Raw genomic sequence first — 25,386 nt, 5'->3', positions numbered from 1 at the left:
TCGGTGGTGATCTCGCCGTGTGGATCGGTCACTCCCGATTACCTCCCCCGGGTTGGTCGTTCGGCTGGGCTCCGGCAAGTCTCTCACGGGTAACCTGCCGAATCCGTAACGCTGTGGCGGCCAGGAGCACGAGTCCTGACGCGATGACGATGATCCAGCCGATCTGGCCGAAGTTGGTCGCCTCGACGGTGAGCCGGATCGGATGACCCAGGCGGATCCCGCCCGGGGTGGACACCTGGGCGGTGACCTGCACCGGCCCGTTCACGCTGGCGCGCGGCTGGATCGGGACGGTGACCGACTGGCCACTGGGCACGATCACATCGGTCACCGTGTCGATCCGCAGCCGCTGCGGGGCGTCGGAGTCGAAGACCAGGGACACCTGGACGTCACGGTCCAACCGATTGGTCACCGTCACCGGGAAGGAGCCGGTCTGCCCCGACATGATCACCGACGGCTGCGAGGACACCGAGACCTCCGACCCGCGGATCAGCCCGTCCAGAAACTCGGTCTGCGGGTCGAGATAGCCGGCGAAACCCGTGGGGTTGCCCCGCCACCACGCGCTGTGCGCCCGCAGCAGCGACCGGGCGACCACCGATTGCAACTCGCTCGGGTCGACCATCACCTGCAGGTACGCGGCGTACTGCTCGTTGAGCGTCGAGATCCGGCCGAGCTGAATCGGATTCAACTGCGCGGCGGCGTCGGCGGCGGTGTACTCGAACTGGGTGGTACCGCCGCTCGGAGGGCGTTCGCGCACCAGGGTCTGCAGCGGCTGGGAGCGGGTCCAGGGGGCCTGGGCCGCCACCTCGGCGCGGGCATCCTCCGCGGAGGTGAGCACCCGCACCTGGGTCGGTTTCGGGTCCAGGGTGGCGGTGAGGTACCCCTCGGCGAGCAACCGCTGCGTCCGCTGTACCACCGTCCCGGCCGGCTGCGGGCCCGGGCCGCCGGACAGCAGGTCGGCGTCGTAACCGATCACCGGCGCGCCGGCGAGGGAACCGATCACGGACTGGTCCCCGACGGTGGTGGAGGCCAGGATCGCCGCCGGCCGAATGCGTTCCAGTAGCGGGATCGTGTCGTTCGACAGCGCTCCGCCGGGTTGGTAGGCGAGCAACGGCAACCCGTTGTACTCGGTGAACTCCGAGGTGGCGGCCAGCGATTGGGTGAGCAGCGACTGATCGGGCTGGTCGGCCAGGGTGTTCAGGTCCGGAACCGCCGCGAGGAGCCGGTAGCCGCGATCCTTGGGCAGGTTCGCCAGCTGGGTCAGGTACGCCCGGGCCTGATCGGCGCCGGCTCCCTCCTGCAGGCCGTCGGGGGTCTGCACCTGATAGCCGTCGCTCATTATCGTCAGTTCCCGGATCAGGTTCGGGTCGATCGCCCAGGAGACATCGCTGCGCTGGGCGATCCGGATGAGCTGGTGCAGGCGATTGCCCTCGCTCAGGTCGTCGGACAGGTGGTCGTCGCTGAACACGCCCTCCCGGATCATCGAGGGGGGACTGCTCAGGATCGCGATCGTGGGAGCGGTCACCGTCGCCGGGGTGACGGTGCGCGCCGGCACGGTGACCAGGGTCCGGCCCCGGCCCAGGGTCTGGTTCCCGCCGCGGCCGACCTGCCCCAGGGCATGCGCGCCGATCAGGTAGTTCCCGACCCCCAGACCCAGGTCGGCGACCTTGACCCGCACCTCGAACGGGAGGCTCTCCCCAGGGGCGAGTTCGGGGTGTTGCTCGTTGGTCAGGGTCTGGAAGGCGCCGTCGGAGGTCATCCGGCGGCCCAGCGGCGTACCGGCGTCGCTGGCCAGCGCCGAGGCCAGGTCGGCGCGCGTGTTCAGGGGTGTCCGATCACGCCAGAAGAGCACCTGCAGATCGGTGACCGGCTGATCGGTGTTGTTCGTCGCGGTGCCGCGCAGCGTCAGGGTCCCGTCGGGCCCGGGGAGCGCGGGGGAGAGTTCGGTGAAGGTCAGGCCGACCTGCTGGGTGGTGTCGGCGGCGTACGCGGCCGGCATCGGGACGGCCCCGTCGGGGCCGCCCAGCAGCGGCGCCAGGGTCAGCAGAGCCAGCAACACGATCAGCACCAGGCGGGTGCTGCCACGACGAACTCGGCTCACGGCGGTCAGTGTAGTTGGGGGACCTCTGAAACTACGGCTTCAGCGGTGGAGGGTGGCCGCAAGGGGGCCCGAACACCGCCCGAGGCTGAAGTAGTGGTGCAGGTGACCTGGCCCTGGCGCCAGGAAGAAGGGCGCGCGTCAAGCCCTCGAGCATTAGGGTGACCGCGTGGACATCCTGACGTACGGAGCACTGACCCACCGCGGAGCGGTCAAGAGCGCCAACGAGGACGCAGTGCTGGCACTCTCGCCGGTCTTCGTGGTGGCCGACGGGGTGTCCGGCTCGGTGGGCGGGCAGGTGGCGAGTCGGCTGATCACCGATCGGTTCGCCGAACTGGCGCTGACCGCGCCGCTCACCCCCGACCAGGTGGTCGCCACGCTGGAGGAGTGCCACCTGGCCGTACGCCGGGCCCAGATGCAGGACGGGCACGAGGCCGCCTCGACCGCCTGCGGCGCGGTCGGCCTGTCGGTGGGGGACCAGGCGTACTGGATGATCTTCAACGTGGGCGATTCCCGGGTGTACCGGCTCAGCGGGGAACCCTGGGAACTCACCCAGGTGAGCGTGGACCACTCGCTGGTCCAGGAGATGGTCGATGCCGGCCAGCTCACCCCCGAGCAGGCCCGCAAACATCCCGATCGCAACGTGGTGACCCGGGCGGTCGGGGCCGAGGAGCCCTTCGACCCGGATTTCTGGCTGGTTCCGATGGTGACCGGGGACCGGCTGCTGCTGTGCTCCGACGGCCTGCTGCGGGAGACTCCGCTGCCCCGGGTGGAGGAAATCCTGCGGGGCACCCCGGATCCGATCGAGGCTGTGGACAAGTGCCTTGCGCTGGCCCTGAGGCTGGGCGCGCGTGACAATGTGTCAGTGATCGTGGTCGACGTCGGAAGTCTCACCGAGGACACCGACCTCACCCGGGCCCGGGTGGGCGGCATCGAGGAACTGACCGTGGCGATCTCCGAGAACGGGAGTTGACGACAATGGTGAACACAGCCGGGGAGAACCCCGCCGGGATGAGGACGACCGGGAAATGGCGCGCGGTGTATGCGCCCGGACGGTGGGTGGTCCTGTCCGGGCCGACGTCGCTGGTGATCCTGCAGCCCGCGCCGCCGAAGGCCTCGGCGAAGCTCAACCAGATCTGGGAAACCCTGGTGGGGGCGGATTCCCTGGAGAACCTGGTCGAACAGCTGGCCCAGTACCGGCTCGACATGATGCCTGATTTCGCGGCCTTCTTCTGGGCCGGGAACCAGATGCGGTCGCTGGTCCGCGGCCAGTTGCAGGTACGCAACCTGGACACCTCCGAGGTGATCGCCGACGGGGCGGGCTACCTCACCTGGAACGAGGTCGGACTGGGCGATGTGCGCCGGGTCCGGGTGGAAATGGAAACCGTCGAGATGGACCGGGTGCTGCAACTGCCGCTGGTGGTCGGCGGGGTCGCGGCCTCGGTGATCGATCTCGATGCCACCGATGCCGCGGTGATCCGCAGCCCCCAGGACGCCGGTGCCGCCCACGCCGGGGCTGGGCAGGCCGGGTCTGGGCAGGCCGGGGCTGTCCGGGCCGGGGTTGCCGGGGCCGGGGCCGAAGGCCTCGGGGAGACCGAGCCGATGGCGATCGAGGATCTCGACACCCAGTACGATCGGCCGGCCCAGGGCCGACCCGAGCCGGCGGCCCCCGACGCGAACCCGTTCGCTTTCCCCGCGGCGGGCCGGCCCGCCGAACGCCCCGCCGACCGGTACGCGGCCGAGGCGCACGCAGAGGAGGCCGACGTCCCCGGCGCCGGAGCGATCCCGCCCTATCCCGGCCCGCCGGCCCCGGTCGGGGCCGCCGCGGCGGGCGGGCCGATCCCCGGGGGCCCGGCCGGCCCCGCTCCCCTCCCGTTCGGGGGCCCGGGTGGGCCGCAGGGTCCGGGTCAGCCGGGTGGGCCGCAGGGTCCGGGGCAGCAGGGTGGGCCGCAGGGCCGGCCCGATCCGTTCGGCTTCAGCCCCGCCGCGGGCGCGCAGAGCCAGCCCCAGCGCGGGTACGGCGAGCAGGGCGGTCCCGGCTACGGTGCGGGGTTCAGCCCCGCGTACACCCCGCAGCGGCAGGCGGATGCGCCGCCGCCGCAGCATCAGCAGTGGGCGGCTCCGGAGCGTCCGCAGGGTCCCGGCCAGCCGGGTCCGGCACCCCAGGGACCCGGTGCGCAGGGCCCCGGACCGCAGCAGTTGGAGGAGGGCATGGTCCTCGCGGTCGAGTGCAGCCTCGGCCACCCCAACCCACCGGAGAACCAGCGCTGCCGGGTGTGCGGCAACCCGACCGGCGGGCAGCCGCATCCGGTACCGCGACCGGTGCTGGCCGTGCTGCGGCCCAGTTCCGGCGGCGAGGTCGAAGTGGATCGGCCGGTGCTGATCGGACGCTCCCCGGCGGCGAACCGGGTCGGCCGCGAGCAGTTGCCGAAGCTGCTGACCGTGCCCAGCCCCAGCAACGACATCTCCCGGACCCACCTCCAGATCGCGCCGGAGGGCTGGGAACTGACGGTCACCGATCTGCATTCGACCAACGGCACCGCGCTGTTGTGGCCCGGTCGGCACGAGGCGGAGCGGCTGACCCCCGGCGAGGCGGTCCGGATCCAGCCCGGCTGCATCCTCGACCTCGGCGACGGCATCCGGATCAAGGTCGATCAGCCCTGACCCGGATCGATCGACCCGGACCCGGAGCAATCAACTGACGGGAGCGGGCCGGCCACCGTGGGCCGGCCCGCACCCGCGGGTCGCTCAGGCCGGCGTCGCGGCGAGGGCGGCGTGGATCGCGTCGGCGGCGCGCAGTCCACCCACCCCGGCCCAGGCCAGACCCCCGGCATAGTACGGGGCGTACACCCCGCCGGCGTCCGCGCCCACCGCGTACACCGGCCCGGCCACCGCCGCGCCGGCGGCATCCTGCAGCCGGAACTCGCCGGTCACCCGGAGTCCGCCGGTGGTGAAGGTGATGCCCGGGATCAGCGCCACCGCCCGGAACGGCCCCTGGGCCACCGGATCGGCGAACCGGGTCCGGGCCGGGGACAGGTCCACCGTCGGGTCGCCGTCACGGCAGACGGTGTTGTACTCCGCCAGGGTCCGGGTCAGCGTCGCGGGGTCCACGCCCCAGTCGGCCACCTGGTCGACCAGCTCGGCCAGGGTGTCGGCCCGGGCGGTGCGGGCGCCCAGATCGGCGGCCAACTGGAACGAATCATGGTCGCCACCCCCGCCGGCGGTGCCCGGCGCGACGCCGAGGCGCAGCACCCGCTCCCGGTACACCCGGTCGTCGAAGATCGCCAGATAGCGGGGATCCGCGCGCCGCGCCGCGTGCTGCGGCATGACCTCTTCCAGGACGCCGGAGCCCTCGTCGACGAAGCGCAGGCCGTCCCAACCGACGATGACGCAATGGTCGGTGTAGTACTGCCCGACCCGGATCCAGTTGATCGGGGTCTCGTAGTGGATCGGATAGGCCAGCGAATGGCCGTAGAAGGTGTCCAGCCGGTCGGTCACCGCGGCCCCCAGCCGCTGCCCGATCTCGAGCGCGGTGCCCCGACTCTCCACGTTGCCGCGCAGGACGATCCGGGACAGGTCACCGCCGACATGCTGTTGGACCAGTTCCTTGCTGGCGTGATAACCACCCGAGGCGAAGATCAGGCCGCCGGCGCGGACCGCGTACGCCGCATCCCAGGCGCCGGTACCGGTGATGGTGAGCGAACCGTCGGCCACCTGCACGTCCTCGACCCGGGTCCGGCCGACATAGGTGCCACCGCCGTTGAGGAAGCGCTGGTACAGGTGCAGGGCGACCGGTTCCTGGATACCGGTGGTGGTTCCGGCGAAGCGGCGGCCACGGCCGACGCCGATGATGTCCTCCTCCGGCTTCAGCTCGACCCCGATCTCCTCGAGGTAGTTCCACAGTTCGTCGACCCCCTCGACCAGGGCGGCCTGCAGCGCCGGGTCACCGTCGGGAGCGATCCGGCGCAGGGTGTCGCGATCGTTGGCGGTCCACACGATGCCGCCGGAGAATTTCATCGAGCCGCCGGGACGCTCGGAGGCCTCCACCAGACAGACCGACAGTCCGCGATCGAGGCCACGATTGGCGGCGACCAGGCCACCCATTCCGGCTCCGACCACGACGAGGTTGTAGTAATCCATGGGCGCACCTTTCGCCGACCAGGATTCCGCGGCTCTACGTTGAGGCGCAGATCTCCGTTATTTCGCGATGGTACACGAAACTTCGGTGCGCGGGGTCGAAGGGGAGAGGTCGCGGGTCCGTTGGAGCGGGGAATGCGCCACCGGCCGCGCTACCGTAGCCCGCGAGTGCTGATGGACCCGGCGAACTGCAGGAGGGTGATGACCGAGTCGTACGCCCCCGCCCCCGGTACGCCCGCTCCGGGCAACTCCGGGATTCCGGCGGCCGAGGGGCCCACTGCCGAGCCGGCCGGGCTGGGTCTGCGCTTCCTGGCCGCGGTGGTGGATTCGATCGTGCCGCTGGTGGTGGTCGCGGCGTACGGGCTCGGCCTGACGGTGATCACCAACGCGAATGTCCTGCTGGTGGTGACCGTGCTGGCCGGGCTGATCCTGCTCGGCTGGGCGGGCTTCGTCTGGTGGTCGGGGGCCGAGCGGGCCGCGACCCCCGGCATGCGCGTGCTCGGGCTGGAGATCGTCGGGATCCGCGACGGGCGGCAGATCGGGTGGGGACGCTTCGCCGCCCGACAATTGGCCGCCGGGGTGCTGGCCGCCCTCATCGTCCCCTACATCCTGATGCTGGTGTGGCTGGTGATCGACGATCAGTACCGGGGCTGGCACGACCGGGCCGCCGGGGCCATCGTGGTGTCGCAGCGGCCGGTGGCCCGGGAGCGGCCGATGGCGCCGCAGCCGCGACCCCGGGCGCGTACGGTCGGCCTGCCGGCGCATCTGACCGCAGCCGCCGGTACGCCGCCACCCCCGGCACAGCCGGCACCCCCGGTCTCGGCACAGCCGGCACCTCCGGTCTCGACGCCATCCCCGCGTCCGGTCTCGACGCCGGACGACCCTGACGCCACCTCGGTCGCCCCGCCGGGCAGCCGGCACACCCCGCCGACGGTCCGGTCCGCACCGGAGGTCGGCTGGGTGATCGCCCTGGCCGACGGGCGGCGGCTCCCGGTGCGTCCGGCCGTGCTGCTCGGCCGCAATCCCGAACCCCGGCCGGGCGAACCCGCCGCCCCGGTCCGGGTGGACGACGCCACGCGTACGGTCTCCAAGACCCACCTGCTGGTTGCCCTCGACCGGGACGGGGTGTTCGTGATGGATTGTGGCTCGACCAACGGCTCGGGGGTCGAGGAGCCCGGCGGCCGGTTCCGCCGGCTGAATCCCGGCGAGGCGGCGCGGGTCGGCGAGGGACAGCGGGTCTCCTTCGGCGATCATGTGCTGCAGTTGCTGCGTGAGTGAGCGGTAACCTCGGCGCGAATGAGCCGGTAATCTCGGCCCCATGCTTCTGTCAGACCGAGATCTGCGGACTCAGATCGATGCCGGCCGGATCGTGCTCGATCCGTACCTGCCCGCCATGGTGCAGCCCTCCAGCATCGACGTACGCCTGGATCGGTACTTCCGGGTCTTCGAGAACCACAAGTACCCGGTGATCGACCCGGCCGAGCCGCAGTCCGAACTCACCCGGCTGGTCGAACCCGACGGCGACGACCCGTTCGTGCTGCATCCCGGCGAATTCGTCCTCGGGGCGACGTACGAGTCGGTGTCCCTGCCCGACGACATCGCTGCCCGGTTGGAGGGCAAGTCCTCACTGGGCCGACTCGGGTTGTTGACCCACTCCACCGCCGGATTCATCGATCCCGGCTTCTCCGGTCACGTCACCCTCGAGCTGTCCAACGTCGCGACGCTGCCGATCAAACTGTGGCCGGGGATGAAGATCGGCCAGTTCTGCTTCTTCCAGCTCACCTCTGCGGCGGAGTTCCCCTACGGATCAGAACGCAACCAGTCCCGGTACCAGGGGCAGCGCGGACCGACCCCGAGCCGCTCGGCGCTGAATTTTCATCGGACCCAGCTCTGAGTGTGTCAGTGCCGGTGGCGTGGGTCGCCGCCGTGGTCGGCATGCTCTGCTACGGCGCGGCCTCGGTGATCCAGGCCGTGGCCGCGCGCCGGGCCACCGGCGCCCGGGTGGTGGTGCAGCCGGGCTACCTGGTCGGGATGGGCCTGGATCTGCTGGCCTGGGTGTCGTCGGTGGTCGCGATGCAGGCGCTGCCGCTGTTCACCGTGCAGGCGGTGCTGGCCGGGTCGTTGGCGGTGACGGTTCTGCTGGCCCGGCTGTTCCTCGGGGCGCGGCTGTTGCGCCGCGACGTCGTGGCCGTGGTCGCCACGGTGATCGCGCTGGTCGTGGTCGGTGCGGCGTCCGGCACCGAGGCCGCGGTGCGGCCCTCGATCCTCTTCGACGAGGTCCTGCTGGTCGGGCTGGTCGGAGTCGGGATCGCCGTGGCGGTGCTGTATCGCCGGCACCATCCGGCGGTGATGGCCGTGCTGGCGGGCCTGGGGTTCTCCGGGGCGGCGGTCGGTGCCCGCGGCCTGCCCCTGGACCATGGACTGGTCGGGCTGCTGGGGTCGTGGACCCTCTGGCTGGTGCTGGGCTTCGGCGCGATCGGGATGCTCGCCTATGCGCGGGCCCTGGAGCAGGGCAGCGTCGGCCCGGCCACCGCCCTGCTGTGGGTGGTGGAGATCATCGTGCCGGGCGTGATCGGCTGGTACTGGTTGGGCGACACCGTCCGGCCGGGGTGGGCCTGGCCGGCGGTGCTGGCGATCCTGGTCGCGACGGTGGCCTGCGGGGTGCTCGCCTTCAGCCCGGCCCAGCCCGAACAGGCCCCGGCCGAATCCGAGCCCGGTCAATAGTCCACCACCGGCGGTGTTGCCGAAGCCACTGGGCTACGGTGGAGTATCACGGACGAAGGTGAGCAGAAGTCAATGACAGCAGAAACCCTGGGGCGGCTGTTCGAACGGTCAACGAAGACCTGGCCCACCCGAACGGCCCTGCGGATCGCCGAAGGATCCGATTTCGCGGTGACCAGCTATGCCGAGTTGGGTCAGGAGATCACCTGGCTGGGCGCGGCCCTGATCGATCTCGGCGTCGAGCACGGCGATCGGGTAGGGATCTTCTCCGGCAATCGGCCGGAGTGGTTGGTGGCCGATCTGGCCTGCCTGCACATCGGCGCCGTCACCGTTCCGCTCTACCAGACCTCGACCCCGCACCAGGTCCACCACATCCTCGCCGACTCCGGCGCCAAGGTCATCTTCGTGGCCGGGCAGTCCGAGGCCGAACGGGTCGGCGCGGTGGTCAACGAGCTTGCCGATCCGCCCGTGGTGATCAGCTTCGATCCCGGCGTACAGCTGGACGCGGCGGCCGGTCAGGGCCGGGTCTGCACCGATTTCGCCACCCTGCTGGCCCGGCACCCCGACCGGGCCGAGGAGGTCCGGGCCCGGGCCGACCGGGTCACCGGAACCGACCTGGCGACGCTGATCTACACCTCCGGCACCACCGGGGAGCCCAAGGGCGTGATGCTCACCCATCAGGCCTTCCTGCACGAGATCGAATCCTGCGTGGACGCGTTCCCGTTGGACTGCGAGGACCAGGGGCTGGCCTTCCTGCCGCTGAGTCATTCCTTCGAGCGCGCCTGGAGTTTCCTGCTGCTGTCGCTGGGTGCGCAGATCACACTGTTGCCGGATCCGAAGCGGATCGCCGAGGCGATGCCGCAGACCCGGGCGAACGTGATGGTGAGTGTGCCGCGGCTGTACGAGCAGGTGTACGCGGTGGTGCACCAGAAGGTCGCCGGTTCCAAGGTACGCAGCGGCATCCTCAAGTGGGCCCTGGAGGTGGGCCGGCAGGCCCAGCTGGCCGGGGACAAGCGCAGCCGCGTCCTCACCGAGCAACTGCGGATCGCCGACAAGCTGGTCTTCTCCAGCATCCGGGAGGCCATCGGCGGGCCCAAGAAGCTGCTGTCCTCCGGCGGGGCGCCGCTGCGCCAGGAGGTCGCGGAGTTCTTCTGGGCCGCCGGCATCCTGATCAACGAGGGCTACGGGCTCACCGAGGCCGCGCCGCTGATCACCTTCAACCGGCTGCACGGTTGGCAGTTCGGCACCGTGGGCCAGGTCCTGCCGGGCGGGGAGTTGAAGATCGTGCCGCCACCGGAGAGCACCTTCGAACCCGGACACGGCGAGATCTGGTTCAGCGGCCCCAACATCATGGTCGGCTACTGGAACAAGCCCGAGGCGACCAGCCAGGTCATCGTCACCGACCCCGACGGCAAGCGCTGGCTGCGCACCGGGGATGTCGGCTGGATCGACGAGCACGGCTATCTGCGGATCACCGACCGGATGAAGGACCTGATCGTCACCGAGGGGGGCAAGAACATCGCCCCCGGCCCGCTGGAGGCCGAACTGATGGCCGACCCGCTGATCGAGTACGCCGTCGTCATCGGGGACAACCGGCCCTGCCTGACCGCCCTGATCCGGCCCTACGTCCCCGAGCTGGAGCGGATCGCCGGGGAACTCGGCGTACACGGACCGGTGGAGGAACTGGTCCGCAACCACAAGGTGCGCCACGTGGTGCACCAACGGATCGCCGAAGCGACCGCCGACCTGCCCGGCTATGAACAGATCCGTGGGTTCACCCTGATCCCCGAGGAGTTCAACCTGGACAACGGGATCCTCACCCCGACCCTCAAGGTCCGGCGGCGCGAGGCGATCCGTCGCTACGGTGCCGACATCAAGGAGATGTACGACACCATCGCGAACCGGGTGAAGTAGCGCCGCGCCCGCGGGTCGAGCTTCACCACATCCACCCAACGTCACCATCGGTAACCCGGCGTCCCGGCGCGCCGAAGCTGCGGACCCCACTGTGACGCTGCCTGACCGCACCGAAGCGCGATTCCGGACTTGGTCCGGGGTCGCAAACCCGATAACGTTGTCCCTTGGTTCATCGAACCGCCCGGGCCACCGATTGGGCCGGGCAGCATTCGCCCTCCTGCCATGGGACAGACCCATGGCCGCAAGACCAGAGGAGGTGGAGTACGCGTATGCGCAAGTACGAGATCATGATGATCATCAGCCCCGAGCTGGACGAGCGTCAGGTGACTCCCCGGGTGGAGAAGTACCTCGAGCTGATCACCAACAACGGCGGCAGCGTCGACGAGTTCGATCTGTGGGGCAAGCGTCGGCTCGCCACCGAGATCAACAAGAAGACCGAAGGCATCTACGTCGTGCTCAAGCTGACCAGCACCCCTGCCGACGTGCAGGAGCTGAATCGTCAGTTCGGCATCAACGAGCAGATCATGCGCACCAAGGTGTTCCTGCTCGACAAGTGAGCCCCGATCACCGGACTGCGGCCCACTGATTTTTTGTCGGGGGCCGGTGGCAGTCTTGGTCCCGAAGCATCGACGATCGATCCGGAGAGTTCATGGCAGGCGAAACAATCATCACGTTGGTCGGCAATCTGACCGCCGACCCCGAGCTGCGATTCACCCCGTCGGGGGCAGCGGTGGCCAACTTCACCGTCGCGTCCACCCCGCGGAACTTCGACCGACAGGCCAATGAATGGCGTGACGGCGAAGCCATGTTCATCAACTGCGCCGTGTGGCGGCAGGTGGCCGAGAACGTCGCCGAGTCGCTCACCAAGGGCACCCGCGTCGTCGTGCAGGGCCGACTCAAGTCGCGCTCCTACGAGGCGCAGGACGGCTCGCGGCGGACGGTGTTCGAACTCGATGTCGACGAGATCGGGCCGTCGTTGCGGTACGCGACCGCGAAGGTGACCCGCACCAGTGGCGGCGGATCCGGCGGCGGTGGCGGCAACTACGGCGGCGGTGGCGGCGGTGGCAACTACGGCGGTGGCTCCGATGGGGGCTACGGCGGTGGCGGTCAGCCGCGCCAGCAGCAGAACGATCCCTGGGGCCAGGGCAGCCCGGCCAACCAGGGCAACCAAGGTGGGAACCGTTCGGCGGGCAACGATCCCTGGGCGCAGGCCCAGAACGAGGATCCGCCCTTTTGATCCCATCCGGCCCGGGCTCCGGGCCCCCTCCCCTCGGGGAATCCTCAATCGAACCATTCCGGCGCAAGCCGGGCTCAACTGAAAGGGAGAGCACCACAATGGCATCACCTCGCAAGCCGATGAAGCCGAAGAAGGCGGTACCGGTCAAGTCGACCCGGGTCGCCAACATCGACTACAAGGACATCAACACCCTGCGCAAGTTCATCTCCGAGCGCGGCAAGATCCGTGCCCGTCGGGTGACCGGACTGTCCGTGCAGGATCAGCGCAAGATCGCCCTGGCGATCAAGAACGCGCGCGAAGTCGCCCTGCTGCCGTACGCCTCGACGGCCCGCTGAGAAAGGACACCAGCATGAAGCTCATCCTGACTGCCGCGGTGGACCACCTCGGGATCGCCGGCGACGTCGTCGACGTCAAGGACGGCTACGGCCGCAACTACCTGCTGCCCCGCGGGTTCGCCCTCCGGTGGACCAAGGGCGCGGAGAAGCAGATCGAGGGCATCAAGCGGGCGCGCGACGCCCGGGAGATCCGCTCGCTGGATCACGCCAAGGAGGTCCGCGAGCAGATCGAGGGCCTGACCGTGCAGGTTGCGGTCAACGCCGGCGAGAACGGCAAGCTGTTCGGTGGCGTCACGGCCGCCGACATCGCCCAGGCCGTGAAGAAGGCCGGTGGCCCGGCCCTCGACAAGCGCGCCATCAAGATCGCCAAGCCGATCAAGCAGGTCGGAACCGCGTCGGTGGGCGTCAAGCTCCACGATGCCGTGACCGCGAAGCTCCCGGTGGAGGTCGTCGCCGCTCAGTGAGCGACCCCACCAGCTGAACGGCCGGTCCCCACGTGGGGGCCGGCCGTTCTGGGTTCGAGTGTGCTCGGGGTGGGCCGGGTTCAGCTCAGTTCGGCGATCAGGCTGAGGACGAACTCCTCGGCGGCGACCAACTGCTCCAGTGGGACGAACTCGTCGGCGCGATGGGCGACCTGGATGTCGCCGGGGCCGCAGACCACCGCGGGCATCCCGGCCCGGGAGAACTGACCCGCCTCGGTGCCATAGGTGACCTGATCGGTCGACGGGATCCCGCCCAGCCGGTGCGCCAGGGCGACGACGTCCGCGTCCGGGTCGGTGCCCAGCCCGGGCACCTGCACCCGCGCCTCGATCCGCAGGAAGGTCGCCGGGTCGACCGCCTGCATCTCGGCCTCGAGTTCGGCCGCCTTTGCCCGGATCCGGTCCATCGTGGCGTACATGTCGACCGCGGGAATGGTCCGGAAGTCGAATTCGAAGGTGCAGTCCTGCGGGACGGTGTTCACCACGATGCCACCATGGATCAGGTTCGTGCCGATTGTGGAGTACATCACTTCGTAGCCCTCGTCGAAGGGACCCTCGGTACGCCAGGAGACCCCGATCTCGCGGAGGAAGCCGATCAGCCGGGCGGCGTACTCGATCGCGTTGACGCCCTGGTTGGTGAGCGAGGAATGCGCGGCCCGGCCCCGGACGGTGGCAACGCCCATCGTCACCGACTTGTGCCCGGTGATCACCCGCATCATCGACGGTTCCCCGATCACCGCGGCGCGCGGGGCCAGGCCGCGCTCGGCAATGTCGCGGACGATCTGCTCGCCGCCGACACAGCCCGGCTCCTCGTCGTAGGAGATCGCCAGATGGATCGGCTCGGTCAACCGGGCGGCGATCATGTCCGGCAGCAGGGTGACCAGGACCCCCAGGTAGCCCTTCATGTCGGCCGAGCCGCGGCCGTACAGCTTGCCGTCGCGGACCTCGGGGGTGAACGGGTCGCTGGTCCAGTCCTGTCCGTCGACCGGGACGCAGTCGGAGTGCCCGGACAGGATCACCCCGCCGCTGCGGGTTCCGTCGGCGGCCGGCACGGTGATCAGCAGATTCGCCTTCGTCCCGTCCGGGTTGGGGCAGAGCTGCGGATCCAGCCCGAGCCGGGTCGCCTCGGCGGCGATCAGGTCGATCACCGGGCGGTTGCTGATCCGGCTGGTGGAGTCGATGCGGATGAGGCGTTGGGCCCAGTCGAGGCTGCGGGGTTCCGGCATGGCGCCACCTTAGCCCGACTCAGCGCGCGCCCAACCGCATCCAGCGGGAACCGCGGGCGCGGGCAGTCAGGGTCACCCCCCGAGCCAGCATGAACACCCCGAACGCGATCCACAGCCAGACCAGGCCGGCCCGGGTCTGGTCGACCAGCAACGCGCAGGGCAGGTACGCCACCAGGGTGATCACCCCGGCGACGGCGAGGTAGCGGGCGTCCCCGGCTCCGATCAGGACGCCGTCGAGGACGAAGACCACCCCGGCGATCGGCTGCAGGGCGGCGACCACCAGCAGCATCGCCGAGATCTGCGCCTGCACCGCCGGGTCCGGGGTGAACACCGCCGGGAGCACCCGGTGCACCGCAACGATGAGGATGCCGAAGACCACTCCGGCGCCCACTCCCCAGACCACCAGGCGGCGGGTGATCGTGCGGGTGCTGGCGGCATCCCCGGCCCCCAGGTAGCGGCCGACGATCGCCTGGGCGGCAATGGCCAACGCGTCGTGGGCGAAGGCCAGGGTGGACCAGATGGTGTACCCCACCTGGTGGGCGGCCAGCACGATCGAGCCGTGGTGGGTGGCCACGAAGGTGGTCACCGTGATCGCGCCCTGCAGCGAGATGGTGCGCAGGAACAGCCAGCCCCCCGAGCGTGCCGCGCCGAGCACCCCGGCGGGGTGGAACCGCAGCCGCACCCCGTGCCGCCGGGCTCCCCGGATCACCACGAATCCCAGGATCAGCGACCCGATTCCCTGCGCGATCAGCGTGCCCAGCGCCGAGCCGGCGATCCCGAGGCCGACCCCGTACACCAGGAACACATCCAGCGCGATGTTGGCCAGGTTGATCGTGACGGTGACCTTGAGTGGGGTGCGGGTGTCCTGCAATCCGCGCAGCACCCCGGTGGAGGCGAGCATGGTCAGCAGGAACGGGAAACCGAAGGACGCGATTCGCAGGTACGCCCCGGCCGCCCGGGCCGCCTCGGGTGGGGCGCCGTACAGGGCGATGATCGGCTCCTGCAGGAACTGCAGGGCGATCGTGATGGCGACCCCGAGGAGCGCGGCCAGCACGATCCCGTCGATGCCCCCGGCCAGTGCCCCGCGCCGGTCGCCGGCGCCCAGCCGACGCGAGACCGTCGCGGTCGTCCCGTACGCCAGGAAGACACACAGCCCGTTGATCAGCCCGATGATGTTGGTCGCCACGGCCAGTCCGGCGAGTTGGGTGGTCGCGAGGTGTCCGATGATCGCGGAATCGGCGAGCAGCAACAGGGGCTCGGAGACCAGCGTGGCGAAGGCCGGGACGGCCAGGGCGAGAATCTCCCGGCTCAGGCCGCGCGGGGGTGGGGGCTGGTCCGACACAGGGCCAGCGTAGAGCCTAGGCCGGGGGTCGCCGGGGTGGTTTCGGTGCCCGGTGCGCGGGGTCTGCCCCCGAGTGGGGCGCCGCTGCTCCCGGTGTCGCTGCCCCCGGCAGGGTGGGTGCGGTGCGGGCGACCCCGACGTGCGCGACGACGATGATCAGGGCCAGGACGGCAGCGGGAATCGGCCATCCGGCCAGGAACAGCAGCACCACCGCGGCCCCGAACACGACGACCTTCACGACCACCTTGACCGGGCCGGGTGCCCGCGATCGGGGCGAGGCCGCGAACGCCCAGCCGATGATCGCCACCGCCGCGGCGGCCACCCCGAGCAGCCCGCCGGGTACGCCGCCACCGGCCAGGGCGGACGTGGCGACCCCGATCGCCGCCCACGCGCCGAGCTCGGCGAGAAAGACCAGCGTGAGCCAGAACACACTGCCAGCGTAGTCCGGGCGGGGCGGGGCAGGACGGCTCGGGAGGGAGCCGGCCCGGCGCGACTACGACGCCGTCATGGCCTTGCGCATGGTGACGTGTCGAATACCCGCCTCCAGGTACGGCTCGGAGGCGACGGCGTACCCCAGCGACTCGTAGAACCCGGCGGCATGCTCCTGGGCATGCAGCTCCAGGGTGAAATCCCCGGTGGCCCGGTCCCGGGCCACCTCTTCCAGGGCCGCCATGATCCGGCGGCCGAGGCCGGTGCCGCGCCGGGCGCTGCGGACGGCGACCCGGCCGATGAGCACGGTGGGGGAGCCGACGTCGAGCAGGCGTCCGCTGGCCACGGCGTCCTCGCCGTCCAGACCGACCAGGTGGACGGTGGTCGGCAGGTCGTCGGCGGCGTCGAGTTCGAGTTCCTCGCTGACCCCCTGCTCGTCGATGAAGACCTCCCGGCGTACGGCCAGGTAGCGATCCATCAGAGCAGCGTCACAGACCTCGAACCTCATGTCCGCAGGCTACGGCGTCGCCGCGCCGACCGGCTACGCGACGCGGTCGGCGGGATCCAGGCGCAGGCCGATCGTGGCATCGGTGGCGTCGAACATGGTGGTCGGGTTCAGGGCTGCGGCGAAGCGGTCCATCTGGTCCTGGCTCTCGGCGACCACGGTGGCCGCCAGATTGAAGCGACCGGCCTCGCGGGAACCGTTGGTGCCGCCGCGGGCGAGCACGCCGAGCGATTCCCGCAGTTGGGTGACCCGGTCGGCCAGGGCGTTGACATCGAAGCGGGAGTCACTGATCATCCAGGCGCGCAGGTAGCGCGCCGCGGTCAGGTCCGGGGTGGCCGGCCCGGACATGTCGACCCCCACGATCGAGGTCGACTCCGCCATCAGCACCTGCATCACCTCGCGGTACGCCGGATGCGCCCACAACTGCGGCAGTCCCCGGCTTTCGGGCAACAACACCGCGAGGGCTCCCGTGTGCCCCTCGGCGTCCTGGTCCCGATTCGGTCCTACGTATACCTGGGCGACCTGCTCGAGCTCGATGGTGGCGCTCAACAGATCCGCTATGCCGTCCGGCGATGAGCCGGAACGGGCCCGGTACACCAATCCGTGGAAATGCATCCTGCCCCCTTCAGCAGAAGAAACCCGGCTGTGCAACCCGCTGAGGCTGAGTGTAACCATCCCTGTCAGCGCGCAGAGGCGGGGGTGCCTCTGCGCGCTGCGGGTGGGGGTGGGGGCTCAGCGGGCCGAGATCTTCTTGAACCGGGCCACGCACAACGGCACGAAGATGGCGAGCATCACCACCGAGCCGATCAGCACGGTCGGCACCGGGTGCTGCATCGGCCAGGTGTCGGGCAACGGGGCCGATCCGGTGTTGCCGAACAGCTCCCGGGCCGCCTGGACCAGCCCGGAGACCGGGTTCCAGTTGGCCAGGAACTCCAGCGGGCCCGGCAGGTTCGAGGACTGGACGAAGGCGTTCGAGATGAACGTCAGCGGGAACAGCACCATGAAGGAGGCGTTGTTGATCGTCTCCGGGGTACGCACCAGCATGCCCAGCAGTGCCATCACCCAGCTGAACGCGTACGCGAACAACAGCAACAGCCCGACTCCACCGAGGAAGGACATGAAGCCATTGGTGAAGCGCCAACCGACCACCAGCCCGGTCAGGATCATGATCACCATCGAAATGGCATTCAGCACCAGGTCGGCACTGGTCCGTCCGACGATGACCGCGATCGGATTCATCGGCAGGGTCCGGAATCGGTCGATCAGGCCTTCCTTGAGGTCCTGGGCCATCCCGGATCCGGAGAAGGTGGCGCCGAAGACCACGGTCTGCCCGAAGATGCCGGCCATCAGGTAGTTGGTGTAGTCGGTGCCCTCCACCCGGATCGAGCCGCCGTAGACCTGGCTGAACAGCAGCACGAACATGATCGGCTGGGCGACGGCGAACAGGATCATGTCCGGGGACCGGCGCAGTTTGATCAGATTCCGGTTGGTGATGGTCCAGCAGTCCGACAGCACGGCTGCCGCTCCGCTGACAGTCGGGACCAGACGTCGGCTGGTCGCCTGGGTGACCGGGGCGGTGAGGGTGTCGCTGGTCATCAGGCGACCTCGCTCTCGGTATCGGTGTCGGCCACGGCACCATGGCCGGTGAGGGACAGGAATACGTCGTCCAGGGTGGGCCGACGCATGCCGGCATCGTGCAGGGGTACGCCGCCGGCAGACAGTTCCCCGAGCACCAGTTGCAGCTCGGCGGGCCCCTGCTCGACGGCCACGTCCAGATCCCGCGGACTGGTCACCCGGACCGGACCGGCACCGTGGCGCTGCAGCACATCGCGGGCGACGTCCTGGTCGACGCCATCGACCAGGGTGATCACGACCCGGTGGCCGCCGACCTGGGCCTTCAGCTCGTCGGCGGTGCCCTCGGCGATCACCTTGCCCTGATCGATCACCGAGATGTGATCGGCCAGTTGGTCGGCCTCCTCGAGGTACTGCGTAGTGAGCAGCACCGTGGTACCGGTCTGCACCAGGTCCTCGATGATCGCCCACAAGGCAAGTCGGCTGCGCGGATCCAGACCGGTGGTCGGTTCGTCCAGGAACAGGATCGGCGGGTTGATCACGATCGCGCAGGCCAGGTCGATGCGGCGACGCATGCCGCCGGAGAACCCCTTCACCGGCCGATCGGCGGCGTCGACCAGATCGAAGGCCTCGATCAGCTCGGTCGCCCGGGCCCGGGATCGGCGCCGGCCCAGGTGGTAGAGGCTGCCGACCATCGCCAGGTTCTCCCGGGCCGTCAGGTTCTCATCGACCGCGGCGTACTGACCGGAGGCGCCGATGATCTCGCGGACCCGGCTCGGTTGCTGCAGGACGTCCAGCCCACTGACCGTGGCGGTCCCGGCGTCCGGTCGGATCAGGGTGTTCAGCACCTTGACGGTGGTGGTCTTGCCGGCGCCGTTGGGGCCCAGCAGCGCCTTCACGGTGCCCTCGGGCACCGACAGGTCGAGCCCGTCCAGCGCGCGCACCTCACTTTTTCGGGTGCGATAGATCTTGGTGAGACCGGTGGCCTCGATGATGGCCATGGCTCTCCCTTCGTTGGGGGCCGGTGTCTCCGACCTCGATCGAGGCTAGAGGTCGAATAGGACAGCTCGTGTCCTCAGTGACCCGGTTGGGGTGGGGGCTGTCGTCCACTGTGTCAGGCGGGGCCACCGCGATGCATCCGAATTACCCCTGATCGCGACCCTGAGCCGGCGTGCTCCGCGCCTGCCCCGGGGGGTAGCCCCGGGCGGGTAGGTCGGCGCCGGCCGGATCACCCCGGCCCGCGGGCCCTGGTGCAGTTCGCGGGCTGAAGTCCCGGTCAGCGGGCCCTGGTGCAGTCTCGGGCAGCGCGCCTCGGTGCTGTTCGCGGGTCCAGCTCGAGTACGCGGGCCCGCGTGCGTTGCGCGGGTCCTGCAGGGCCCGCGCCCTCGATGGCGGGCCGCGAGCTCCGATACGTGCCCGCAAACACGCGCGTTGCCTCGCTGCTGGCCGCCCTTCACCCGGTGTACGCGGGCCCCGGTGCGGCAGCCCGCGCGTACGACCCGATCACCGGGCCGTACGGCTGCCGATTCCGGCGGGCAATCGTCGCCGGAGAGGTCGGGATAGCCGGATGGATCACACCGACGGCATGACCCCCAACGCGGCCAGCAGAGCGGGTACGGCGAGGAGCACCACCAGCAACACCAGCGGGCCGGCGGTGAAGCCCAGCACCGGAATCCACCTGCGCAACCGGAAGCGCCGGCGGTAGGAGACCGCCAGGACTCCGAAGCCCGTGGCGAGCAGCAGGAAGAACAGGACGTAGGCAAGGGCCTCGGGAGTGAGCCGGCCCGGGCCGCCGAGATAACCGAGCAGCAGGGCAACGGCCTGCCCCACACTGCCGAGGGAGTAGATCGCGAGGGTCCCGAAGGCACCCCACAGGGTGAGCCCGAGCAGGCGCTGCAGTGGTCCGCGCGGTCGACCCGATACCGATCCCAGGGCCGCGGCCGCCCCGATCACTTTGAGTGCGACCACGAGCCAGTTGAGGACCGTGAACGCCTCGGCGTACGCCGCGTTCGGGCCGACGGCGAGGAACCCGGTGGCCTCGAACCACAGGTTGAACACGGCGAAGCCGAGGCAGCAGGCAGCGGTCACCAGTGCGACGGCAATGACCGCCGGCCCGGGGCGCTCCTCGCTGAGCGAGAGTTCGTCTTCGAGGAGTTGGGTCATGGTCGGCCTCCGAATCGGTCCGCCCGACGGGTGCGGGGCGTACCGTCCATGCTCGTCCGGCGCGGTACCCGAGGCATCCGAACTCCACCGGACCCGTCCCCCGGAACCGGGGTAGCTCGCCTCAGGTGGATCACCGGGCCGTACGATGCCGATACCGGCGGGCCGCCGTCGGAGGAGGGGCCGAGATGACCGGATCGAGCGATCTCACCGAGTTCCGCGCAGCCGACATCCCACGGGTCTTGGCGCAGCTGACCCTGCCCGAGAAGGCGTCGCTGCTGTCCGGCTCGGACTTCTGGCACACCCGGGCGATTCCCCGGCTGGGGATCCCGGCGATCATGCTGACCGACGGGCCGCACGGGCTGCGCAAACAGGCCGGGGCGACCGATCACCTCGGGCTGCACGCATCGGTGCCGGCCACCTGCTTCCCCAGCGCGGCCGGCCTGGGCTCCACCTGGGACCGCGACCTGGTGCGGCGCGTCGGGGCCGCGCTGGGTGCCGAGGCGCGCGCCGAACAGGTGGCGGTGCTGCTCGGGCCGGGCATCAACATGAAGCGGACCCCGCTGTGCGGCCGCAACTTCGAGTACTTTTCCGAAGACCCGCACCTGACCGCCGAGCTGGCGGTCCCGATGGTCGTGGGGGTGCAGTCGGCCGGGGTCGGGACGTCGCTGAAGCATTTCGCGGTCAACAACCAGGAGACCGACCGGATGCGGATCAACGCCGAGGTGGACGACCGGACGCTGCGCGAGATCTACCTGGCCGCATTCGAACAGGTCGTCACCCGGGCCCAGCCCTGGACCGTCATGTGCTCCTACAACCGGATCAACGGCACGTACGCCTCGCAGGACCCGTGGCTGCTCACCGAGCTGCTGCGCGGGGAGTGGCGCTATCCGGGGCTCGTGGTCTCCGACTGGGGTGCGGTCGATGATCGGGTGGCCGGGGTCGCCGCCGGCCTGGATCTGGAGATGCCCTCCTCCGGCGGGCTCAACACCGACCGGATCGTCGCTGCGGTGCGCTCCGGCGAACTGGCCGAGGCCGACGTCGACCGGGCGGCGACCCGGGTGCTCACCCTGGTCGCCCGGGCCGGCGAAGCCGGCACCGACCCGGCCCCGGTCGACTTCGCCGCCCACCACGCGTTGGCCCGGGAGGTGGCTGCCGCCGTCGCGGTGCTGCTCACCAACAACGGCGTCCTGCCGCTGGATCCGGCCGCCCTCGACGCCACCGTGCTGATCGGCGAGCTGGCCCGAACCCCGCGCTACCAGGGCGCCGGTTCCTCCAAGGTCAATCCGACCCGGCTGGTCAGCATCCTCGATGCGCTGACCGAACGCGGCCTCGACCTGCCGTACGCCCCCGGCTACCGACTCGCCGAGGCCGCCGACGCACCCGGGCAGGACAGCAGCGACGAGCAACTGCGTACCGACGCGGTGGACCTGGCGCGCGGCCGGACCGCGGTGCTGGTGCTCGGGCTGCCCGCCGCCGATGAGTCCGAGGGCTACGACCGCGACCACCTGGAACTGCCCGAGAGCCAGCGCAGTCTGCTCGCCGAGGTCGCGGCGGTGGCCGACCGGGTCGTCGTGCTGCTGGCCCACGGTGCGGTGGTGACGGTGGCCGAGTGGATCGACCACGCCGATGCGGTGCTGGACCTGTGGCTCGGCGGGCAGGCCGGCGGGCAGGCGGCGGTGGACCTGCTGCTGGGCGAGGCGACCCCGTCGGGTCGCCTGGCCGAATCGATCCCGCGGACGCTGGCCCAGGTCCCCGCCCAACTGAACTTCCCGGGCGCCAATCAGGTGGTCCGGTACGGGGAGGGGCTGTTCATCGGCTATCGCGGCCTGGACGCCACCGGCGCCGAGGTCTCCTTCCCCTTCGGACACGGGCTCACCTACACCACGTTCGCGTTCGGCGATCTCACCGTGACCACCACCCCGATCACCGACGCCACGGCGCTCGACGCGGTGGTGATCCGGGTCGAGGCGTACGTCAGCAACACCGGGGACCGGGCCGGGGTCGCGGTCCCGCAGCTCTACCTGGGCCGACCCGGGTCGGCAATCGCGCGGCCCCCGCGCGAACTGCGCGACTTCGCGCGGATCCCTCTGGAACCGGGGGCCACCGCGCGGGTGGAGTTCACCCTGACCCGACGGGCCCTCAGCCACTGGGACACCGCGCGGGGCGGGTGGGCCGTCGAGCCCGGTCCGGCCGAGATCGCCGTCGGGGCCTCCTCCCGCGACCTTCCGTTGACCGCGACCGTCGAGGTGAGCGCGCCGCAGCCCCGGGTGCGCCTGGATGGCACGGCCACAGTCGGGGAGTGGCTGGATGATCCCGAGGCCGGGCCCGCGTTGCGTGCCGTCCTCGGGCAATCCGGGGCGGACGCCGAGGATCCGACCATGGACACCTTCCTGCGGGCTCTGCCGATGGCGCGGGCCGCGGTGATGAGCCTCGGCCAGGACATCAGCTCGCAGGACATCGTGGCCCTGATGGAACGCCATGGGGCCGAAACCTCGGACTGACCGGGCGCCGGCCGTCCGGCTCCCCACAGTGCGGCCTGCAGGTCCAGAACCAAGGACTCGTCCCGGGCGTGCTCGAGTGGGAAGCCGAGGTTGATCCGCTCCCGGTACCGAGAGTCCCATTGTCGGCACTGGCGGGTGAGTTTCACATCCTGAGCTCCGGCTATACCCGGAGCTATACTCCGAGTATGTCCAAGGTGATGATCTCGTTGCCCGATGATTTGCTGGCCGAGGTGGATGCGGAGGCGAAGCGCCGCTCGACGAGTCGCAGCGCGCTCCTTGCCGCGGCGGCCCGGCGGGAGCTCAGGCGCCGGGATCCGGTCCAGCTCGCAGTTGCAGTCGAGCGATCGGAGCAGCGCTTCCGGAATGCCGGGAGCTTCGAGTCGGCCGACCTCGTGCGCGCCGATCGCGACCAGCGTCGATGACCGGCCTGCTGGTCGACACCTCGGTCCTGATCAAGTGGTTCCACTCCGACGGCGAGAGTGAGCTGGCTGAGGCACGCGCGATCCGAGATGCGCACGTCCGCGGTGTAGTCGATGCGTACGTGCTCGACCTGGCGCTCTATGAGGTCGGAAACGTGCTGACACGTGCCTTGGGATGGCAGGCGGTCGAGGTGGCCGCTCAGCTGGACGACCTGGTGGCGATCGTTGGCCCGCCCCTGGTGATGTCGCAGGGATGGCTGCATCAGGCCGCTCGGATCGCGGAGACCCATGGCCTGTCGTTCTACGACGCCAGTTGGGCTGCCGCCGCCGCAGCGCTGAAGATTCCCTTGGTCAGCGCGGACCGGCGACTGGTGACCGCCGGCCTGGCCGAGACGCCGACGGTCGTGGCGACGAGACTGCACCTCACCGCCACGTAGCCGCGCGCTAGGCGTTCGCGCGCAGCAGGTTCTCCCCATTGCCCAACTGCTGGGGCTGCCCGAACGACATCGGCCGGGTCGCGGTCGCCGGTTTGTACGGCAGGGCGAGCTGGAGCGAGGCCTCCAGTTCCGAGCCGTACCCCTCGGTCAGCACGGCGTCGGTCCGGCTGCCGTCGTCCTTGGTCAGGGTGATGTCGACGGCCACCACGGCCAGCTCGTAGCGCCCGGCCGAGGCCCGGACGTGATCGTAGGCCGCCTGGGCCGAGGTCGCCAGGTCGGTCAGTCGGAACTGCTGCAGTTCCCGTTCCCCGTCGAAGGTGATCGCCAGCACGAACGGGATCAGCGGTCCGCCCCGGCCGATCTCGTCGGTGGCGTGGCGCATCGCCTCCTCCATCATGTTGCTGATGTCGAGGAACTGGATGGTGTCCTTCATGGGGGCCTCCTGGCGAATGTTTCCTGTGGGCCTGTCGGCCGGGGTCGGGGAGTTGCTGGGCGTACAGTCGCGCGGGGTCAGCCCCGCAGGATTGCCCGGACCGGATCGGGGTCGTGGTTGTGCCGCCGTTTCCACTCCCGCGGGTAGCCCAACGACACCTCCTCGAAGCGGACCCCGTCGTGGTAGGTGGTCCGGGGGATGTGCAGGTGGCCGTAGACGACGGCCTCGGTCGGGAAGCGCAGGTGCCAGTCGGCGGTGAGTTCGGTACCGCACCACTGGGGCAGCACCTGATGGGTCATCACCCGGGTCGGGGCGCGCAGCAGCGACCAGTGGTTGACCAGCACGAACGGTGGCCCGTCCCCGGCCTCGGTGAGCCGGCGCTCGAAGTGCGCCACCCGCTCATGACACCAGTCCTCGATGGTGGCGTACGGACTGGGATCGAGCACCTGTTCGTCGCGGACCACGATCCGGGCGGCCCGGGCCGCGGCCAGCGACTCGGTCTTGGTGCTGGTGCCCGGCGCCAGCCAGGAATAGTCGTACAGGCAGCACAACGGCGCGATCCGGGCCCGGTCCCGCCACACCGGATAGGGATCCTCCGGGGTGAGGATGCCCAGCCCGCGACAGAACTCGATCAGCGCGTCGTAGCGGGCCGGTCCGGGCAGCTGCCGGACCTCGCGGTCGATCGTCCACAGTTCGTGATTGCCGGGCACCCAGATCACCCGGGCGAACCGGCCGGCGAACATCGCCAGATTCTCCTCGATGTCATCGAGGCGCTCAGAGATGTCGCCGGCCAGGATCAGCCAGTCCTCGTCGTGGGCGGGGTGGATCCGCTCCACGATCCGGCGATTGTCCGGGAGCCGGATGTGGGTGTCGCTGACCGCCCACAGGGTCGGTCCGCCGGCGCCGGCCCGGGGCGAGGGTGTGCTCAGAGGGTCGCTCCGGTGTCCTGGGCCCCGCGTGCGCCGAGCTCGGCGTCCAGCCGCAGCACCCCGGCCGAGTCGTGGGCGGTCATTTTCAGCTGGCCGACGATGTGGTGCACGGTGTCCTCCTCGCGGATCTGCTCGCTCAGGAAGGTGTGCAACAGCGGCCGGCAGTCCAGATCGCCCTCGGCCTCGGCCAGCCGCCACAGGTTGCGGACCGATTCGGAGATCTCCCGCTCGTTGGCCAGCGCCGCCTCGAACAGACCCTGCGGCGAGGTGTCGGCCACCGTCGGCGCGTCGATCCCTCCGATCACACCCTTGTTGCCCCGGGTGATCAGGTGCTGCAGGAAGGTGTTGGCGTGGACGATCTCCTCGTCGGCCTGGATCCGCAGCCAGTTGGCCATCCCCACCAGTTCCTGCTGCTCCATCTCCACCGCGAGCTGCCGGTAGACCAGGGAGGAGGCGAACTCCTGGGTCACCTGTTCGTTGAACGCGGCTTCCAGCTTGTCACTCATCTTCAT

Annotated in this window: 26 protein-coding genes; 13 read left to right on the top strand and 13 right to left on the bottom strand. The window is 70.3% G+C overall.

All coding sequences use genetic code 11. The features are described from left to right. Positions 1 to 28: 28 nt before the first annotated feature. Positions 29 to 2,098 carry a DUF6049 family protein gene (locus G531_RS0102975; RefSeq protein WP_145978735.1) on the bottom strand — a complete coding sequence of 690 codons (2,070 nt, stop codon included), beginning with the start codon at positions 2,096 to 2,098 and terminating at the stop codon, positions 29 to 31. A 166-nt stretch (positions 2,099 to 2,264) separates the two neighbouring features. On the opposite strand from G531_RS0102975, the gene G531_RS0102970 reads away from it, so the two are divergent. After that, entirely contained in the window at positions 2,265 to 3,068 is an 804-nt protein-coding gene (locus G531_RS0102970) for a PP2C family protein-serine/threonine phosphatase (RefSeq protein ID WP_026926109.1), read from the top strand. A gap of 5 nt (positions 3,069 to 3,073) precedes the next feature. Beyond that, the gene (locus G531_RS24300; protein ID WP_026926108.1) at positions 3,074 to 4,759 is read left to right on the top strand and encodes an FHA domain-containing protein; all 1,686 of its coding nucleotides are present in this window, start codon (positions 3,074 to 3,076) and stop codon (positions 4,757 to 4,759) included. 84 nt (positions 4,760 to 4,843) lie between these two features. On the opposite strand, the gene G531_RS0102960 is transcribed toward G531_RS24300, so the two are convergent. After that, positions 4,844 to 6,235 (bottom strand): FAD-binding protein, encoded by a 1,392-nt coding sequence (locus G531_RS0102960; protein ID WP_026926107.1) that lies wholly within the window; start codon positions 6,233 to 6,235, stop codon positions 4,844 to 4,846. Positions 6,236 to 6,433: 198 nt separating this feature from the next. On the opposite strand from G531_RS0102960, the gene G531_RS0102955 reads away from it, so the two are divergent. The 8 genes from G531_RS0102955 (at position 6,434) to rplI (ending at position 12,903) form a co-directional block, all read left to right on the top strand. Further along, positions 6,434 to 7,510, top strand: coding sequence for an RDD family protein (locus tag G531_RS0102955; RefSeq protein ID WP_026926106.1), 1,077 nt, complete (start codon positions 6,434 to 6,436; stop codon positions 7,508 to 7,510). Positions 7,511 to 7,550: 40 nt separating this feature from the next. Continuing rightward, positions 7,551 to 8,126: a dCTP deaminase gene (gene dcd / locus G531_RS0102950; RefSeq protein WP_026926105.1), complete on the top strand. Its 576-nt coding sequence runs from the start codon at positions 7,551 to 7,553 to the stop codon at positions 8,124 to 8,126. An 8-nt stretch (positions 8,127 to 8,134) separates the two neighbouring features. Beyond that, complete coding sequence (locus G531_RS20050; RefSeq protein WP_051214969.1) at positions 8,135 to 8,956, top strand: hypothetical protein; 822 nt, start codon at positions 8,135 to 8,137, stop codon at positions 8,954 to 8,956. A gap of 72 nt (positions 8,957 to 9,028) precedes the next feature. Continuing rightward, the gene (locus G531_RS20045; protein ID WP_035757067.1) at positions 9,029 to 10,867 is read left to right on the top strand and encodes an AMP-dependent synthetase/ligase; all 1,839 of its coding nucleotides are present in this window, start codon (positions 9,029 to 9,031) and stop codon (positions 10,865 to 10,867) included. 269 nt (positions 10,868 to 11,136) lie between these two features. After that, positions 11,137 to 11,424, top strand: a complete 288-nt coding sequence (gene rpsF / locus G531_RS0102935) for a 30S ribosomal protein S6 (RefSeq protein WP_026926104.1) — start codon at positions 11,137 to 11,139, stop codon at positions 11,422 to 11,424. A 92-nt stretch (positions 11,425 to 11,516) separates the two neighbouring features. After that, positions 11,517 to 12,104: a single-stranded DNA-binding protein gene (locus G531_RS0102930; protein WP_026926103.1), complete on the top strand. Its 588-nt coding sequence runs from the start codon at positions 11,517 to 11,519 to the stop codon at positions 12,102 to 12,104. A gap of 98 nt (positions 12,105 to 12,202) precedes the next feature. Beyond that, on the top strand, positions 12,203 to 12,439 hold the full coding sequence (rpsR, locus tag G531_RS0102925) for a 30S ribosomal protein S18 (RefSeq protein ID WP_026926102.1): 237 nt from the start codon (positions 12,203 to 12,205) through the stop codon (positions 12,437 to 12,439). Between the two features lie 14 nt (positions 12,440 to 12,453). Then, positions 12,454 to 12,903, top strand: a complete 450-nt coding sequence (gene rplI / locus G531_RS0102920) for a 50S ribosomal protein L9 (protein WP_026926101.1) — start codon at positions 12,454 to 12,456, stop codon at positions 12,901 to 12,903. A gap of 80 nt (positions 12,904 to 12,983) precedes the next feature. On the opposite strand, the gene argE is transcribed toward rplI, so the two are convergent. From argE to G531_RS0102880, 8 genes are all read right to left on the bottom strand, one after another. Beyond that, positions 12,984 to 14,144 (bottom strand): acetylornithine deacetylase, encoded by a 1,161-nt coding sequence (gene argE / locus G531_RS0102915; RefSeq protein ID WP_026926100.1) that lies wholly within the window; start codon positions 14,142 to 14,144, stop codon positions 12,984 to 12,986. Between the two features lie 19 nt (positions 14,145 to 14,163). Beyond that, positions 14,164 to 15,486, bottom strand: a complete 1,323-nt coding sequence (locus G531_RS0102910) for an MATE family efflux transporter (RefSeq protein ID WP_026926099.1) — start codon at positions 15,484 to 15,486, stop codon at positions 14,164 to 14,166. A gap of 16 nt (positions 15,487 to 15,502) precedes the next feature. Then, positions 15,503 to 15,916, bottom strand: coding sequence for a DUF2568 domain-containing protein (locus G531_RS20040; RefSeq protein WP_035757064.1), 414 nt, complete (start codon positions 15,914 to 15,916; stop codon positions 15,503 to 15,505). A gap of 63 nt (positions 15,917 to 15,979) precedes the next feature. Further along, positions 15,980 to 16,423, bottom strand: coding sequence for a GNAT family N-acetyltransferase (locus tag G531_RS0102900; RefSeq protein WP_026926098.1), 444 nt, complete (start codon positions 16,421 to 16,423; stop codon positions 15,980 to 15,982). Positions 16,424 to 16,456: 33 nt separating this feature from the next. Continuing rightward, positions 16,457 to 16,969, bottom strand: coding sequence for a hypothetical protein (locus G531_RS0102895; protein WP_026926097.1), 513 nt, complete (start codon positions 16,967 to 16,969; stop codon positions 16,457 to 16,459). A gap of 183 nt (positions 16,970 to 17,152) precedes the next feature. Then, a complete protein-coding gene (locus G531_RS0102890; RefSeq protein WP_081683774.1) occupies positions 17,153 to 18,016 on the bottom strand; it encodes an ABC transporter permease in 864 nt (287 codons plus the stop codon). Next, on the bottom strand, positions 18,016 to 18,993 hold the full coding sequence (locus G531_RS20035; protein WP_035757061.1) for a daunorubicin resistance protein DrrA family ABC transporter ATP-binding protein: 978 nt from the start codon (positions 18,991 to 18,993) through the stop codon (positions 18,016 to 18,018). The genes G531_RS0102890 and G531_RS20035 overlap by 1 nt, the downstream gene beginning before the upstream one ends. 571 nt (positions 18,994 to 19,564) lie before the next feature. Beyond that, positions 19,565 to 20,155, bottom strand: a complete 591-nt coding sequence (locus G531_RS0102880; RefSeq protein ID WP_026926095.1) for a hypothetical protein — start codon at positions 20,153 to 20,155, stop codon at positions 19,565 to 19,567. 185 nt (positions 20,156 to 20,340) lie between these two features. Between G531_RS0102880 and G531_RS0102875 the strand changes: the two genes are divergently transcribed. The 3 genes from G531_RS0102875 to G531_RS20030 all read left to right on the top strand — a co-directional run bounded on the left by G531_RS0102875 (position 20,341) and on the right by G531_RS20030 (position 23,512). After that, a complete protein-coding gene (locus tag G531_RS0102875; RefSeq protein WP_051214968.1) occupies positions 20,341 to 22,656 on the top strand; it encodes a beta-glucosidase family protein in 2,316 nt (771 codons plus the stop codon). A gap of 185 nt (positions 22,657 to 22,841) precedes the next feature. After that, positions 22,842 to 23,078 (top strand): ribbon-helix-helix protein, CopG family, encoded by a 237-nt coding sequence (locus G531_RS0102870; protein WP_145978734.1) that lies wholly within the window; start codon positions 22,842 to 22,844, stop codon positions 23,076 to 23,078. Next, positions 23,075 to 23,512 (top strand): type II toxin-antitoxin system VapC family toxin, encoded by a 438-nt coding sequence (locus G531_RS20030; protein WP_035757058.1) that lies wholly within the window; start codon positions 23,075 to 23,077, stop codon positions 23,510 to 23,512. Before G531_RS0102870 ends, G531_RS20030 begins: the two co-directional genes overlap by 4 nt. A 7-nt stretch (positions 23,513 to 23,519) precedes the next feature. On the opposite strand, the gene G531_RS0102860 is transcribed toward G531_RS20030, so the two are convergent. The 3 genes from G531_RS0102860 to G531_RS0102850 all read right to left on the bottom strand — a co-directional run bounded on the left by G531_RS0102860 (position 23,520) and on the right by G531_RS0102850 (position 25,386). Further along, entirely contained in the window at positions 23,520 to 23,945 is a 426-nt protein-coding gene (locus G531_RS0102860) for a hypothetical protein (protein WP_026926092.1), read from the bottom strand. A gap of 77 nt (positions 23,946 to 24,022) precedes the next feature. After that, positions 24,023 to 24,832 (bottom strand): metallophosphoesterase family protein, encoded by an 810-nt coding sequence (locus G531_RS20025; RefSeq protein WP_051214986.1) that lies wholly within the window; start codon positions 24,830 to 24,832, stop codon positions 24,023 to 24,025. A 38-nt stretch (positions 24,833 to 24,870) separates the two neighbouring features. Beyond that, positions 24,871 to 25,386, bottom strand: coding sequence for a ferritin (locus G531_RS0102850; protein WP_026926091.1), 516 nt, complete (start codon positions 25,384 to 25,386; stop codon positions 24,871 to 24,873).

Source organism: Granulicoccus phenolivorans DSM 17626 = NBRC 107789 = JCM 15570 (assembly GCF_000423085.1).
Classification (GTDB): Bacteria; Actinomycetota; Actinomycetes; order Propionibacteriales; family Propionibacteriaceae; genus Granulicoccus; species Granulicoccus phenolivorans.
Note: the sequence above shows the minus strand (reverse complement) of the source record. Positions and strands in the feature narration are given on the sequence as shown.